Raw genomic sequence first — 14,941 nt, forward strand, 5'->3', positions numbered from 1 at the left:
CCTTCCGGTAAGGGCCCAGGTAGACTACCTGGTCGATAGACGGCAGGTGCAAGGGCGGCGACGTCCTCAGCCGAGCCGCACTAATCGCCCGAGCTCTTCCGGAACCGCACCTCGCGGCCCGCGGGACATGCGCTCTTAGGCGCGGTCCGGGCACGAGGATGCCCCCGAGTCAGACCTTTCCTATACGCCATGCGGCCCCCAGGGCACGTGAGAGAGACACCGGACACCGTAACGGTGGGCGCCGCCCACCGGTCAGCGGCCAGAGCATGGGGGGCACGCCCGGTCCCGTTCCGAACCCGGAAGCTAAGCCCCATCGCGCCGAGAGTACTGCGGGGTCAGCCCGTGGGAGGCCAGGGCGCCGCTGACCGGTGGACGGCACCGAGCCGTACGCTTGAACTGAGAAGGGGGGAGGCCTCGCGGCCTCCCCCTTTTTGCGTTTACGGGCTTTTGTCTCACATAGTAGCTGTGTTTTATAACCCTCGTTTGTCGCATCTTCTCTGAACGGGCTACAATAACTTAGTCTGTGCGATATGGAGGTGAACATGGCTGAAGCTGGTATCGGCGTTGATATCGTCGAGATTTCCCGTATGAAATCAATTCTTGAAAAGACGCCGTCGTTTGCTCGGCGTGTGTTTACCGAAGAAGAGTGTGCGTATTGTGATGCATCATCGCGTCCCGCTGCTCACTATGCCAGCCGCTTTGCTTCGCGCGAGGCGGTACTTAAAGCTCTCGGCACGGGTTTTAGTCAAGGCGTTGGTCGCAAGGATGTTTCGGTTACGCGTGATAAACTCGGCAAACCGAAGGCGCTGCTTTCGGGCCGTGCACTCGAGATCGCTCATGAGCTGGGTGTTGTTGAGGTCGCTCTTTCCATTACGCTTACAGGAGACTTAGCCGTTGCGAATGCCATCGCGATTACCGAAGATGCTCGGCCTAAGCCAAAAGATGAAAAGGTGAGCACCAAGAAACGCGTAGCGCAGACATTTAAAGAGGCTCGCTCTGTTTTAGATGAGCTTGAGCAGCTGCAGAATTCAGCATTGACGGAGCACCTGGGCGATGCTTCGCAAGGTACGCTAGGAGCATAGATGAAACCGGTTTTGAGTACCGAAGAAGTCGTTCGTCTCGAGGATATCATCGAACGCGAAGGGACTTCGAAGGCCGAGCTTATGGAGCTAGCGGGTGAGTTTGCCGCCAACGAGGTCTTGAAGCTCAATCCCGATCGGGTTCTCGTTCTGGTCGGTTTTGGTAATAATGGCGGCGACGGTTGGGTTGCCGCCGATATCCTGAGCCATAAGGGCGTGGACGTCGATATCGTTTCTCCGGTTGAGCCGGATGAGATTCCTGCTGCTCTGGCACGTCATGTTGCTCGTCGTACTGCCGGCCGCGATGTGCACGTTTGCGTTGGCCCCTCGCGTGACGAACTCGAGGTTTTGATCGATAAGGCCGATGTTGTTGTCGATGCCATTTTTGGTACCGGTTTCCATGGGAATCTGCGTGCGCCGTTCTCCATCTGGATTCCTACGGTCAATGAATGCGCCGATTGTGTCGTATCCATTGATGTCCCCTCGGGCCTGAATGCCGAGACGGGCGTTGTTGATGACGACTGCATTCGTGCCGAACATACGGTGACGATGATTGCGCCCAAGATTGGTCTGTATAGCGCTGATGGCCCTGAGTATGCTGGCGATTTGATCTGCGGCAATCTTTACGACCGTCTTGACGAGGTTATCGATGATGTTGACCACGCCGCCGAGATTGTCGAGCCCGGTGACTTAGTTGATTACTTTGCTCCGCTACCTACGAATATCGATAAGTATTCCCGTGGTTCTGTGCTTATTGTCGCCGGATCTGCGCAATATCCTGGTGCTGCCATTATGGCGGCCAAGTCTGCAGCTCGCGCGGGTGCTGGTTACGTGGCAGTCGCGACTCCTGACGCCTGCGCCAATCTTATTCGCATGGCACTTCCTTCGATTCCCGTCTTTGCTATTCCGTCTGATTCCCGCGGCTCCTTTGGCGCCGCTGCGCGCATGACGGTGTGCGAGATTGCAAAGAAGTACAGCTGCGTACTGTGCGGTCCCGGTATGACGACGTCTGCCGGCGCTATGCAGGTGGTTTCGGGCTTGCTCGAGCTTGATGTACCGCTTATTTTGGATGCCGATGCACTCAACTGCCTTGCTAAGATTGCCATTGACGGTATTGATAGTAACCCCGAGATGTATCGTCGCGAGCAGCCGTTGGTTATGACGCCGCACTATCGTGAGCTTTCGCGTCTGGTTGCCGGTGACGAGGTGAACGACCTTGGTACCGCGATTGCGGCCGCGCAGAAGGTCGTCTGGGCTGCAGGCTCCGACAACCTGGTTGTCATTGCCAAGGGGCCGACGACGGCTATCTGTGGCGTTGAGCGTGTGCTGCTGCCGCTCTCGGGTCCGGCTTCTCTGGCAACTGCCGGTTCGGGTGATGTTCTCGCGGGTATTTTGGCCGGCACGCTTGCCACCATGCGCGACGAGATGGATCGTTGGGAGTTGCTGTATTCGTACGCCGTCGCACTTCACAGCTACGCCGGTTTTGCCGCGGCGACGGAGTATGGTGAGAAGAGCGTCATCGCGACCGATCTTATCGACTTGATCGGTCCTGCCATGGAACTGGCGGCAAAGGATGCGCTCGAAGATCTGGGAATCATGGACGAAGGGTCGGATGACTAATCATGAATAAAGCCGATTTGACGCGCTGGTCCTGGGTCGAGATCGACCGCGGGGCGCTCCGTCGCAACACGAGGGCCTATAAGAATTTGCTGAATCCACGTCAGCGCCTGTGCTGCGTGGTTAAGGCCGATGCTTATGGTCATGGAGCTGTTGAGTGCGCCAAGATCATGTATTCGGCCGGTGCCGACATGTTTGCCGTGGCGACGGTTAACGAGGGCGTTGAGCTCCGACAGGGCGGGATTACGAAACCCATCCTCATCCTAAGCGAGCCGCCTATCGAGGCCATTCCGACGTTGCTCGAGTTTGATATCATGCCCTCGGTCTATACGTCTGACTTTGCTCTTGCGTATGGCGAATGTGCCGTCGCGGCGGGCAAGGTGGGCAAGTATCATCTCGCCATCGAGACGGGCATGAATCGTATCGGCGTTCACTACACGCAGGTGCTTGACTTTGTCCGCGGTATTAATTTCCATCGCGGTATTCAGTGCGACGGCGTATTTACGCACTTCGCCACGGCCGATGAACCTTCGGGCTGGGACTACAAACTGCAGTGTCAGCGCTTTACCGAGGCCGTTCAGGCCATTAAGGATGCGGGCTTTGAGTGCGGTATCGTGCACTGCGCCAACACGCCGTCCTCGATGCTCGACCCTTCGATGCATTTTGATATGATTCGCGCCGGCGTTGGCTTGTATGGAATGCAGCCGTGCGAGCTGAGTGGCCGCGTGATGCAGCTTGATCCCGTTATGAGCGTCCATGCACGTGTGACGCGCGTGGCACACCCTGCGATGGGTGAGGGCGTGGGCTACGGTTTTACCTACCGCGTACCGCGTACGCGCGTTCAGATCTGCACGCTGCCGATCGGTTATGCCGATGGCCTATCGCGTACGCTTTCCAATCGTATGGATGTGCTGTATCGCGGCGAGCGCGTGCATCAGGTTGGCAATATCTGCATGGACCAGTTTATGGTCGCCATTCAGTCCAACCCGGCACACGAGATTCCCGAGGCCGAGTATGGTGACGAGATGATTATTGTCGGCCGCGATGGCGATGCCGAGATCACTATGGACGAGATGGCCCGACTGCGCGGAACGATTAACTACGAGGTCGCCTGCGGCTTTGGCATGCGTCTCGACAAGGTCTACGTGTAGGAGCCGCTATGGGCGTCATGCACATCCCCGGCCATACCCATCAGGCACCACGTGAGGTCGCACTCGAGGAAATTGAGGCCGTTCTGGGCGATTGTCACCTCTGCCAGCTCTACCAGTCGCGTCACAATATCGTGTTTGGCGTGGGAAACCCCCGCGCCCGTGTGATGTTTATTGGCGAGGCGCCGGGCCGCAATGAGGATTTGCAGGGCGAGCCCTTTGTGGGGGCGGCAGGCGAGGACCTCAACGGCATTTTGTCGCTGGCGGGGCTCAAACGCGAAGACGTCTACATTGCCAACGTGCTTAAGTGCCGCCCGCCGGGAAACCGCAATCCACGTCCCGAGGAAGTGCTGGCTTGCTCGCCGTTTTTGCGTGAGCAGATTCGAAGCATCTGGCCCGATATTATCGTGACGCTCGGCAACCCCGCGACGCACTTTGTGCTTAAGACCGAGATTGGCATTACTAAGCTGCGCGGCAGGTTCCACCAGATGGGGCATTTTGTAGTAATGCCCACGTTCCATCCGGCAGCAGCGCTACGCAATCCGGCGTGGCAGGAACTGCTGGAGGAAGACTTTAAGATGCTGGGCGACTATCTGGAGCGACATCCCGCACCAGAGGACGCCTCGGAATAATAAGGAGCATATATGTCCCTGGAGCGCCTGGGGGTAGGTACTTACAAAACGACTTGCGCTGCCGATACGGAGTACTTTGGCGAGCTAATTGCACCGTGCCTTGAGGACGGCGATGTGCTCATCCTGACCGGTGGCCTGGGGGTGGGCAAAACTCACTTTACCAAGGGCGTCTCGCGCGGGCTGGGCGATGGGCATATGGTTACGAGCCCTACGTTTGCGCTCATGGCCGTTCACGATCAAGGCCGTATTCCGCTGTTTCACTTTGATCTATACCGCCTGGAGCATGCCTACGAGCTCGAGGATACGGGCATTTTCGATGTGCTGGGCTATGAGGGTGCTTGCCTGCTGGAATGGGGCGAACAATTCCAGGACGAGCTGACGGATGAGTATCTTTCGGTGACGCTCAAGCGTGATGAGGGCGACAGTGATGTGCGAACGATAACGCTCGAGGCGCACGGTGACCGCGCAATGGAGCTTTCCCATTTGATTGATAAGGCTGTACAAGATGAGCTTGCATAACGACAACGCGCTGGTGGTGGCGCTCGATACTTCGACCGACATGCTTGCCTGCGCGGCAAGCTGGATTGATGGGCAGACGGGCGAGACGAAGCTCGTGAGTGGCGACCACATGTGTCGCCGTCACGCCAACGTTGAGCTCGTGAATACCGTTGATGGCGTGCTGGCTCAAGCCGGTCTGGATCGCAGCGATGTTGGTTGCTATGTGGTCGGCCGCGGCCCGGGGTCCTTTACGGGTGTGCGCATCGGCATCTCCACTGCCAAGGGCCTCGCGCGTGGTGCCAATGTTCCGCTGCTGGGCGTGTCGACGCTCGACGCTTGCGCTTGGACGGCGTGGAAGGCTGGCGTGCGCGGCAAGCTTGGTATCTTGGCCGATGCTATGCGCGGTGAGGTATATCCGGCGCTGTATATGCTGGTTGATGAGGGTCCCGAGCGTCAATTTGAGCGCGAACACGTGGTCAAGGCCGCCGTGGCGCTCGATGAGTGGCGCCAAGCAGCGGACTGGGACCAGGTTCAGCTGACCGGTGACGGTCTCGTGCGCTATGGCAAGCTGCTGGGTGAGGACGAGACCGCCCGCTGCGTGGAGCGCGACCTGTGGTGGCCTTCGGGCGAGGGCTTGCTGCTCGCGCACGCTGCGGGTGACGGCGATCCGGCCCGCGTCTTGCCGATTTACACGCGCCTTTCGGATGCCGAGGAAAACGAGCGCAAGCGTCTTGGTCTTGCCGAGAGTGCGCAGAGCGAAATTACGGGTGTTGCCGATGAGCTCGCCGGTCGTCATCTGCAGTTCCGTCCCATGGGCGCGGCGGATGCCGAGGGCACGAGCGCGCTGGAGGCTGCCTGCTTTGAAGGTGTCGGACACGAGGCGTGGACGCCGGGCATGTTCCTGTCCGAACTGGGCGAGGACGTTGCTGCGCCGCGTAGTTGGTGGGTGGCACACGACGACGGCAAGCTGCTGGGCCTTGCCGGCGGTATGGTCGTGGACGGTGATGTGCAGATTCTGGATGTCGCCGTCGACCCGGCACATCGCCGTGAGGGCATTGCCCGCAAGCTGCTGTCGCATGTGAGCTATGATGCCCAGATGCTCGGCTGCACCACGGCTTCGCTCGAGGTCGAGGACGGCAACGAGGGAGCGATCGCGCTTTATAACGCTCTGGGCTTTACCGAGGCTGGCCGTCGCCGCGGTTACTACGGTGTTGGCAAAGATGCCATCGTCATGACGGCGCCGCTGCCCCTGGTGCTTCCGGTCGACAATGCTTCGCCCGAGCCGACGGCGGCAGAGCAGCGCGTATGGCCGCTGCCTGCGCCTGGGCGCTCCGAGGGGGAGCGTGCCGAAATTGAGCGCCGCCGCCTAGTGCTCGCTATCGAGAGTTCCTGCGACGAGACGGCCGTGGCGATTATCGATGCGGATGGCAATATGCTGGCCAACCAGGTGTCGACACAGATTGATTTTCACGCCCGCTTTGGCGGCGTGGTGCCCGAGATCGCCTCGCGCAAACACGTTGAGGTGATTGTGAGTGTCGTGGATGCGGCGCTCGAGGATGCCGCAGCATCGCTTGGTCTTGAGGGTGGAGCCATTGCCCCCAGCGAGCTTGCCGCCGTGGGCGTGACGCAGGGTCCGGGCCTGGTGGGCGCGCTCGTGGTGGGCGTTGCCTTTGCCAAGGGCTTTGCGTATGCTGCCGGCAAGCCGCTCGTGTGCGTCAATCATCTGGAGGGCCACTTGTTCGCCAACCTGTTGGCGCAGCCCGACCTCAAACCGCCGTTTATCTTCACGCTTGTCTCGGGTGGGCACACCATGCTCGTGCACGTGAAGGCGTGGGGCGACTACGAGGTGCTCGGTGAGACGCTCGACGACGCCGTGGGCGAGGCCTTCGACAAGGTGGCCAAGGCGTTGGGCCTGGGCTATCCCGGTGGCCCCATCATTTCCAAGCTGGCCGAGACGGGCAATCCCCGCGCGATCGATTTCCCCCGTGCGCTTAACAGCAGGGGAGACTATCGTTTCTCGCTTTCGGGTCTTAAAACGGCCGTGACGCTCTACATCGAGCAGGAGACCAAGGCCGGGCGCACGATTCACCTGCCCGATCTGGCGGCTTCGTTTGAGGCGGCTGTCTTTGACGTGCAGTACAAGAAGGCCAAAAACGCATTGCACGCTACCGGATGTAAGGAATACTGCATCGGCGGCGGCGTCTCGGCCAACCCGCATCTGCGCGAGATGATGATCAAGAAGCTTGGGCGTCAGGGGATTCGCGTAACGGTGCCGCCCTTGTCTGCCTGTACCGATAACGCAGCCATGATCGCGGAGGTCGCCCGCCGTAAATTCGACCGAGGTGAAATCTCGCCGTTCGACGTCGACGCCGATCCAAACATGACGCTGTAGCTGGTACGGCGCGGTCCCCGGACGGAGGGGCCGGATATAAGGTTTCCTGCTCTACAGTCCTGCGCAAGACGAAGGCCACATTAAGTGGCCTTCTTTGCGTGCGGAACTCGCGATAAACCTTATATCCGGCCCCTCCGTCCGGGGACCTTTCTGTATCGATATAGCTTCTGAGTTGGTTCGGCGTCGACAATGTCCAGCAAGGTTAACAAGCTAGCGTCGAATTTCCGGCGTGCTTTAGCTGAAAGAAAAAGATGGTGTGCGGAGCTTTGCTCCGCATTTGGGATGGGAGCCCCTGAGAGCCGCGGGAGCCGGGCGGCGCATATGAACTTTATCGCGAGTTCCGCACGCAAAGGAAAGCACTTAATGTGCTTTCCGTCTTGCGCAGGACTGTAGAGCAGGAAAGTTCATATGCGCCGCCCGGCTCCCGCGGCTCTCAGGGGCATCTCTCATGCAAAAACTGTCGTGGGGTAAAGTCCGAGGTCAGTGGCGTTTTATACCGAGAAATCCAAAAAAGTTGAAAATTCATTACAAATTTGCGTTGACTTTAGGCAACTAAAGTTTCATACTCCTTTTCAACCACTGGGGGATGTGAACACGCACGGATCGTTCGCATCATGATTGAAGAGGATTTCTTAGACATGTTCACGCATCAGCTAAACATTATCAGCGTAGTAATTATCTGATGCGGGTTAGCACATACAGCTAGCCCGTACGATAACGGGCGGCTGATGAAGATGAGGGCCGTCGAGCGCAACCGACGGCCCTCATTTTTTTTATGTCTGGGAAGTTCTTTTTAGAGGAGGAAATGTAATGAACGGAGTTTTGCTCATGGTTGTGGCCGCGGCGGTGCTCGCCTGCGGCTATCTGGGCTACGGCCGCTGGCTGGCCAACAAGTGGGGCGTTGACAAAGAGGCCCTCACGCCGGCCAAGCGCATGAAGGACGGCAACAGCTTCTCGCCCGTCTCCGCCTTCACCGCGTTTTCGCACCAGTTCAGCTCGATCTGCGGTGCTGGCCCTGTCACGGGTACGATCGTCGCCATGGCCTTTGGCTGGCTGCCCGTCGTGCTCTGGGTCCTCGTCGGCGGCATCTTCTTTGGCGCCGTCCACGACTTTGGTGCCCTGTACGCCTCGATGAAGAACAACGGCAAGTCGCTCGCTCAGCTCATCGAGAAGTACATCGGCAAGACCGGCCGTCGCCTGTTCCTGCTGTTCTGCTGGCTGTTCTGCATCATCGTCATCGCCGCCTTCACCGACATGGTCTGCAAGACGTTCATGTTCACCCCGGCCGTTGACGCTTCTGGTGCTGCTACCGGTGCCATCGACTTCACCAAGTCCTATGCCGCCGGCTGCGCTGGTACCATCTCCATCCTGTTCACCTTCGTCGCTATCGCCTTTGGTTGGGCCCAGAAGAAGTTCAACCTCACCGGCGCTGCCGAGTTCGTCACCGGCGTGGTCCTCATGGTTCTCATGTTCGCCGTCGGTATGCAGTTCCCGGTCTACCTGGATAAGTTCCAGTGGTTCGCCGTCGTCATGGTCTACCTGGTCTTCGCTGGCGCTATGCCCATCCAGATGCTCAAGACCCCGCGTGACTACCTCACTTCCATCATGATGATCGTCATGATCGTCTGCGCTGTCCTCGGCATCGTCGTCCTGGGCGTCAACGGTCAGGCCACTATCACCGCTCCGGTCTTCACCGGCTTCTCCACTGCCTCCGGCATGATGTTCCCGGTCCTGTTCGTCTCCGTCGCTTGCGGTGCTCTCTCCGGTTTCCACAGCCTCGTTTCTTCCGGCACCTCTTCCAAGCAGGTCGAGAAGGAGCAGGACGCCGTCAAGGTCGGTTACGGCGCAATGATCGTCGAGTCCTTCGTCGGCATCCTTGCCGTCATCGTTGCCGGCATCATGTTCTCCGATATGAACACCGCCGGTACCGGCGCCCTCAACGCCGGTGTCGCTTCCACCCCGTTCCAGATCTTCGCCGCTGGCATCTCCCGCGGTATGCAGGCCTTCGGTGTTGACGGCACGCTCGCTACCGTCTTCATGACCATGAACGTTTCCGCTCTGGCCCTGACCTCGCTCGACGCCGTCGCCCGCATCGCCCGCACCTCGTTCTCCGAGTTCTTTGCCCAGACCAACGATGCCCTGGCCATCGAGTCCAAGGCCGGCTACATGAAGGTCCTCGGCAACCCCTGGTTCGCCACGGTCGTTACCCTACTTCCCGGTCTCGCCCTCGCTTTTGGTGGCTATGCCAACATCTGGCCGCTCTTTGGTGCTTCCAACCAGCTGCTCGGCGGCATGACCATGATCACCCTCGCCGTGTTCTGCAAGTGCACCGGCCGCAAGGGTTGGATGCTCTACGTGCCCGTCGTCTTCCTGCTCTGCTGCACCTTCACCTCGCTGGTCCAGAGCGCCATGGGCTGCATGACCGCCGTCCAGGCCTACGGTTTCTTCGGTACCATCCCGGCTACCGCCACCACGGCCGCCGTCTCCGTCGCCGCCACCAAGGGCCTGCAGCTCGTCTTTGCCGTCCTGCTGATGGTCCTGGGCCTCATCGTCGCCGTCAACTGCCTCAAGGAGTTCTTCGGCAAGGAGGCTGGCTCCATGCCTGATGAGGAGCCCGAGTGGTCCGATATGGGCAAGGCCGAGTACGGTCGCGCCGCTGCCGCTGAGGCTCCTGCCGACGCCGAGGCCGTCAAGGCCTAGTCGGTCGGACGAGTTGAATCTCTCATCCATATGACTCGGAAAGACCGGGTCCGCAACGACGCGGACTCGGTCTTTTTTTCATGCGAAAGCGGGTGACGCTCGAGTGTTCTCGCAGATGTTTTGCGTGGATAAGGGCGTGCGTTGTACCATATAAACGTATATGTGTACATATGAAAGGGGCCCCGTGGCCAAGACGGTATATTCCGATAATCAAAACAATGTCGATGCTTTGGCTGAGCGCCTGAGCAGCCAGACGTCGCTTTCTGCTGAGCGCGCCAAGCTGGTTGCCTACGACCTGCTCTGCCGCAAGGCGCTCAAGATTAAGTCGAGTGCGCTGGCGCAGATTTTCCGCTCCGTCGATAAGGAGTGCGACACCAAGGCGATGCGCGATGAGCTTATCGCGGCAAAGATCGTGACCAAGATCGAGGGTAGCGGCATTAACGGGCGCCCGGCGTTCTATACCATCAATGCCGAGATCCGCGATGCCCAGGAGCAGCCTGCCGAGTCCGTCGAGGGTTTTGTCGTCGAGGATTCCGCTGACGTGCCTGCTGTGGAAGAAGCTGCTCCGCGTGAGCATGTCGATACCGATGAGTTGCTCGATGAGAACGTCGTGCGTGCCTTTACGGCCAAGGCAGGACGCGGCGGTTTTGGCGGGGGTGGCAAGCGCGATGCGCAGCGCCGCGCCCAGCAGGAGCGCTTCCGTCGCGCCGTTGCTCAAAAGGGTGAGACGGATGCTGAGGCTGTTGAGACCGAGGTCGCTGCCGAGTCGCAGAAGCCCACGAAGGGGCAAAAGCCCGTGGAGGCCCAAGAGCCCAAGCGCCGTCGCGGTGCTCACTTTAAGGCTGCACAGCAGGATGCCGCGCGTGAGGTTGAAGAGTCTTCTGAGGTTGCAGACGATGTTGAGGAGTCTGCCAAGAAGGCTCCGGGTTCGTGTCGTCCCGGCCGCGGTTTTGCGGGACGCGCGTATCCCGTAAAGCATCAGGAGAAGGGCGAGTCGGTTTCGACCACCCAGGACGAGAAGGCCGTTGAGCCGGCGGCTCGCGAGCAGAAGCCTGTTGAGCCGCAGCTTGAGGTTGATGTCGAGGCCAAGGGCCAGCAGCCTACTGATGAGCAGACGGAGCAGGGCGCGTCGAGCAAGCCTCGCCGTCGTCGCCATCGTGGGGGCCGCAGTTCCCATGCCGAGGCTGCAGCCGAGAGGACCACGCCGCAGGACGAGGATGCGAAGGCCGAGGTTTCTTCGGGGCAGCCTAAGCGCCAGCCGGCGAAGGAGAGCAAGTCCGATCGTCCGCAGAAGCAGGCGTCTATGCCGAAGCGCGAGCGCAATTCCCAAGGCGATTCTAAGCGCAAGTCTCAGAAGAAGCCGGAGTCTGCCGCAGCAGGTACTGCTGCCCAGCAGCCCGAGTCGGCCGTCCACGGTGAGGTATCGGCGTTTGCCCTTGCCCGCGTTTTAGGCAGGCAGCTGCTCAAAGTTGTCCCTACGCCTACGGCGCTCTCTAAGATCAAGGAGCAGCAGACACAGATCGTAAAGGTCGAGGGCAAGGACGGCAAAAAGGCTCCGCAGCGCACTCAGCATAACGAGATGTCCAACCGCAAGATTGCCGAGGAAATTGCAATCATCCAGGCTTGGATCGAGCAGAATCGAGGTGCCGATACGCCGGTTGCCTCGCGCCGCCAGCGTGCCTACCAGATCTTTAACGACGAGAAGGCTTTTGACGGCAAGCACGGTGAGCGCCTGATCAGGCGTATGACCGAAAAGGGCATCAGCATGCAGGCGATCAAGGTCGCCCCCAATCGCCCCGTGCACTTTACGGGCTTCTTTACGCTGGGCGCCGACAAGCCGTTCATTATGGTCGAGAACCTGGACACCTACGACGAGATCGTCAAGCTGCTGCGTGGCCGCAAGCACGCCAAGCTCTTTGGCATCAAGGTGGGCGGCGTGATTTTTGGCGGCGGATGCAAGGCGAGCGTCTCGCATGCCCTGGACGATTATCTGGCCGAGATTGGCTATCGCTTTACCTATATCTACTACGTGGGCGACATCGATCGCGAGGGTGCGCGCATCGTCGAGCAGGCCCGCAACGCTAACGTCGTTGAGATTCGCCTGCATGCCGGTATGTATCGCGCCATGCTTGCCGAGCATAAGCGCCGCGTGAAGGCCGGCGGCGCGTGCGAGCCCGCGGCTGCCAACCAGGGCGTGCCGCAGAACCTGGCGGCGACGATCAAGGATCTGCCCATGGTTACGCGCGTGCAGTTCCGCAACGTACTGCGCGAGGGCGGGCGCATTCCGCAGGAGATTCTGATGACCGCAGACTATCGGGATGGCGACTCGGGAAGCTTCGACCGCATGCTCAACAACTAGGGCGTTCGGCCCCGGGAGAGCGGGGACACCGGCTTAGGTTTCCTGCTCTACAGTCCTGCTCACGACGGAGGCCACATTAAGTGGCCTCCTGTTCGTGCGGAACTCGCGATAAACCTAAGCCGGTGTCCCCGCTCTCCCGGGGCCTGTGGTTACCTGGTTGTTGCATGCGGCTCGCTTTTCGGAACTGGGCTGATATTTTCTTGATGTTAGGCGCTCTTGGTCCTAATGGGCTTGGGGCGCCTTCGCGTTTCCTCAGCTCTGCACCCTTGCGGGTTCGAATCCCTCCGCTTGCCCACAAGAAAGCGCCCTGGGCCGTTATGGGCTCAGGGCGCTCAATTTTAATGGCTGGGACGGAGGGATTCGAACCCCCAACAGCCGGCACCAAAAACCGGAGTTCTACCGTTGAACTACGTCCCAATGTGTGGTGTTGCCCAAAAGCAACTCGTTTAGTTTACCTAATCTGCGAGGGCATCGCAAACGCCATCGAGCAGGCGTACGGCGAGTGTCTGCGCGTCGCTGGCCGTGAAGGTGCCGTTGTAGCGCGTCATGCCCGTGAGCTCAATGCGAATGCGTGCCGGCTTCTGCTGCGCGGCGACATTGGCAGTGCGGATGCGCTGGGCCAGGTTGTGGCACTCGGCGAGGGCGATCGTGGCGCGCGGTGCGGCGTCGGCGGGCAGCTCATCGCTTGCGATTTCGAGCACTAGGTCAACGTCGGTTGGGACCTCGGAGTCGCAGAGCATCATGCCGCTGTTGTCGGTCGTTGCCGTGGCGATATTCCACATGCGCGACGCAACGCTGCGTGCGATGGGGTCCTCGCCGATAACGGCAATCTGGAAGCGCTCGAGCACGTTGGCGGCGCGAGCAAAACCGATGCGGGACTCGGCTTCGGTGACCGAGGGCTTGCCCTCCCACACATGGTGCAGGCGGTTGATGTAGGCGTAGGTGTCCTGGAAGGCCATGCCGTCGGCAAACAGGCCGACATTTTCCTGGAACTGCTGCAGGGCGGCCTCGGTATGCGGACCAAAGTAGCCGTCGTCTTCGCCACAGGCAAAGCCCAAAACGTTGAGAGCGCGCTGCAGGGCCTGCACATCGGCGCCATGGAAATTGGGCATGCGCAGATAGAGGGTGCGGTCGCCCAGCTTATACGAAGCGTCTACAAGGGCGCTCCAACAGGGGATATCGACGGCATGACCGGCAGCAAGGCCGCTGTCGAGCCTGAAGGTGCTGACGGCCTGCTCAGTGGTGGCTCCAAAGTACTTGTCGGTGACTTCGGCGGCATCAATCGTGTAGCCGAGCTGCAGGAGACGAGACTGCACGTCCTCGACGGCTGCTCCTTGCATGCCCGTTGTAATAGGTTCCATGAACGAACCCCTTTCGGCGTACCATTCGTACTATTTGAGCGTCTGTCGGATAGACAACGCAAAGGGATGCATAAACATGCACTCAACAGTGTAGCAAGTTGTGCCTAAATACGCTGCTGACAGGTTTTATAACCCCCGTTAGTTAAGGCGCTCCACAAAGAAATCTGCCATGGAGAGGAACAGCTCGCGTGCGTGCGGATCAAGCTCAACGTTCTCGATGGCCGCTTTGGCCTTAGCGGTCAGGTCGAGCGCGTAAGTGTGGGCGTAATCGATGGAGCCGGTCTCCTGGAAGATCTCCACGGCGCGTGCGAGCTGCGCGGGATCATCGGTGCCTGAGGAAAGAATCGCCTCGACCTCGTCGTGGTGGCGCTCATCAGAGAGGGCGTGTACGGCGACAAGCGTGCGCTTGCCCTCGGTGATGTCGGTGCGGAAGTCCTTGTTGGCGGCTTCCTTAGTGCCGACAAGGTTGAGCAGGTCGTCCTGAATCTGAAAGGCAAGGCCTGTGTGCAGGCCAAAGGCGCGCAGCGCTTCGATTTGCTCATCGCTGCCGCCGCCGATAATGGCTCCGGCGGCAAGCGGCGTGGCTCCGCTGTAAAACGCGGTCTTGTGCGTCGCCATGTCCAGGTAGTCATCAACCGAGATATCAAAGCGCCCGTCGCGGACCCAACCCAGGTCGAGTGCTTGTCCCTCAATGGTGCGGACGATCATCTCGGTAAGCTCGTGGAGCACGCGCAGCTTCACGTCGGACTCCAGCGTAGGGTCGTCGAGAACCGTCTTGGTGACCATGGTGAGCGCCAGGTCGCCACAATTGATGGCAAGGCCCGTGCCCTCGGTAAGGTGCATGCAGGGCTTGCCTCGACGAAGCTGTCCGTTGTCGGCGATGTCGTCGTGGATCAGCGCGCCCGACTGGAAATGCTCGATGGCTGCCGCGGCGCTGCGGGCACTCTCAAAGCTACCGCCCACTGCGGTTGCGGCGAGCATGCAGATAAGCGGGCGGTGGCGCTTGCCGGCGTTGGCCGTAAAAGCCGAGAGCGGCGCGTACAGGTAGCGCTCGATATCGGCAGAGGTCGCCTGTCCGTCAAAGAACGTGGCCAGATAGTCGTTAATCTGGTCAAAGTGCTGGGCTAAAAAGCTGGTAAACGGACTGGACACGGG

10 protein-coding genes, 1 tRNA gene and 2 rRNA genes are annotated in these 14,941 nt (G+C 59.9%); 10 read left to right on the forward strand and 3 right to left on the reverse strand.

Annotation, left to right across the window (positions count from 1 at the left end; translation table 11 throughout):
• From AAAX72_RS07415 to AAAX72_RS07460, 10 genes are all read left to right on the forward strand, one after another.
• Positions 1 to 104, forward strand: a 23S ribosomal RNA gene (locus AAAX72_RS07415); the annotation flags it as partial.
• Positions 105 to 251: 147 nt separating this feature from the next.
• Positions 252 to 367, forward strand: a 5S ribosomal RNA gene (gene rrf, locus AAAX72_RS07420).
• A 175-nt stretch (positions 368 to 542) separates the two neighbouring features.
• Entirely contained in the window at positions 543 to 1,082 is a 540-nt protein-coding gene (gene acpS, locus AAAX72_RS07425; RefSeq protein WP_349129798.1) for a holo-ACP synthase, read from the forward strand.
• Positions 1,083 to 2,699: an NAD(P)H-hydrate dehydratase gene (locus AAAX72_RS07430; RefSeq protein WP_349129799.1), complete on the forward strand. Its 1,617-nt coding sequence runs from the start codon at positions 1,083 to 1,085 to the stop codon at positions 2,697 to 2,699.
• 2 nt (positions 2,700 to 2,701) lie between these two features.
• Positions 2,702 to 3,847 (forward strand): alanine racemase, encoded by a 1,146-nt coding sequence (gene alr / locus AAAX72_RS07435; protein ID WP_035137770.1) that lies wholly within the window; start codon positions 2,702 to 2,704, stop codon positions 3,845 to 3,847.
• 8 nt (positions 3,848 to 3,855) lie between these two features.
• Complete coding sequence (locus tag AAAX72_RS07440) at positions 3,856 to 4,476, forward strand: uracil-DNA glycosylase (protein ID WP_006235848.1); 621 nt, start codon at positions 3,856 to 3,858, stop codon at positions 4,474 to 4,476.
• A gap of 12 nt (positions 4,477 to 4,488) precedes the next feature.
• Positions 4,489 to 4,995 carry a tRNA (adenosine(37)-N6)-threonylcarbamoyltransferase complex ATPase subunit type 1 TsaE gene (gene tsaE / locus AAAX72_RS07445; RefSeq protein ID WP_006235849.1) on the forward strand — a complete coding sequence of 169 codons (507 nt, stop codon included), beginning with the start codon at positions 4,489 to 4,491 and terminating at the stop codon, positions 4,993 to 4,995.
• Positions 4,982 to 7,366 carry a tRNA (adenosine(37)-N6)-threonylcarbamoyltransferase complex transferase subunit TsaD gene (tsaD, locus tag AAAX72_RS07450; protein WP_349129800.1) on the forward strand — a complete coding sequence of 795 codons (2,385 nt, stop codon included), beginning with the start codon at positions 4,982 to 4,984 and terminating at the stop codon, positions 7,364 to 7,366. Before tsaE ends, tsaD begins: the two co-directional genes overlap by 14 nt.
• Positions 7,367 to 8,176: 810 nt before the next feature.
• Entirely contained in the window at positions 8,177 to 10,066 is a 1,890-nt protein-coding gene (locus tag AAAX72_RS07455) for a carbon starvation CstA family protein (protein WP_349129801.1), read from the forward strand.
• A gap of 184 nt (positions 10,067 to 10,250) precedes the next feature.
• Positions 10,251 to 12,425, forward strand: coding sequence for a hypothetical protein (locus AAAX72_RS07460; RefSeq protein ID WP_349129803.1), 2,175 nt, complete (start codon positions 10,251 to 10,253; stop codon positions 12,423 to 12,425).
• Positions 12,426 to 12,767: 342 nt separating this feature from the next.
• On the opposite strand, the gene AAAX72_RS07465 is transcribed toward AAAX72_RS07460, so the two are convergent.
• The 3 genes from AAAX72_RS07465 to AAAX72_RS07475 form a co-directional block, all read right to left on the reverse strand.
• Positions 12,768 to 12,842: transfer RNA gene (locus AAAX72_RS07465), tRNA-Gln, on the reverse strand.
• 38 nt (positions 12,843 to 12,880) lie between these two features.
• A complete protein-coding gene (locus tag AAAX72_RS07470; protein ID WP_022094145.1) occupies positions 12,881 to 13,786 on the reverse strand; it encodes a peptidoglycan-binding protein in 906 nt (301 codons plus the stop codon).
• 138 nt (positions 13,787 to 13,924) lie between these two features.
• Entirely contained in the window at positions 13,925 to 14,938 is a 1,014-nt protein-coding gene (locus AAAX72_RS07475) for a polyprenyl synthetase family protein (protein WP_260699342.1), read from the reverse strand.
• Positions 14,939 to 14,941 lie beyond the last annotated feature (3 nt).

Origin of the sequence: Collinsella sp. CLA-ER-H8, from assembly GCF_040092335.1 — a bacterium.
Classification (GTDB): Bacteria; Actinomycetota; Coriobacteriia; order Coriobacteriales; family Coriobacteriaceae; genus Collinsella.

Bases quoted from the DNA above. Each gene is read 5' to 3' on its own strand.
- acpS (WP_349129798.1), top strand. From the start codon at position 543: ATGGCTGAAGCTGGTATCGGCGTTGATATCGTCGAGATTTCCCGTATG.
- AAAX72_RS07430 (WP_349129799.1), top strand. From the start codon at position 1,083: ATGAAACCGGTTTTGAGTACCGAAGAAGTCGTTCGTCTCGAGGATATC.
- alr (WP_035137770.1), top strand. From the start codon at position 2,702: ATGAATAAAGCCGATTTGACGCGCTGGTCCTGGGTCGAGATCGACCGC.
- AAAX72_RS07440 (WP_006235848.1), top strand. From the start codon at position 3,856: ATGGGCGTCATGCACATCCCCGGCCATACCCATCAGGCACCACGTGAG.
- tsaE (WP_006235849.1), top strand. From the start codon at position 4,489: ATGTCCCTGGAGCGCCTGGGGGTAGGTACTTACAAAACGACTTGCGCT.
- tsaD (WP_349129800.1), top strand. From the start codon at position 4,982: ATGAGCTTGCATAACGACAACGCGCTGGTGGTGGCGCTCGATACTTCG.
- AAAX72_RS07455 (WP_349129801.1), top strand. From the start codon at position 8,177: ATGAACGGAGTTTTGCTCATGGTTGTGGCCGCGGCGGTGCTCGCCTGC.
- AAAX72_RS07470 (WP_022094145.1), bottom strand. From the start codon at position 13,786: ATGGAACCTATTACAACGGGCATGCAAGGAGCAGCCGTCGAGGACGTG.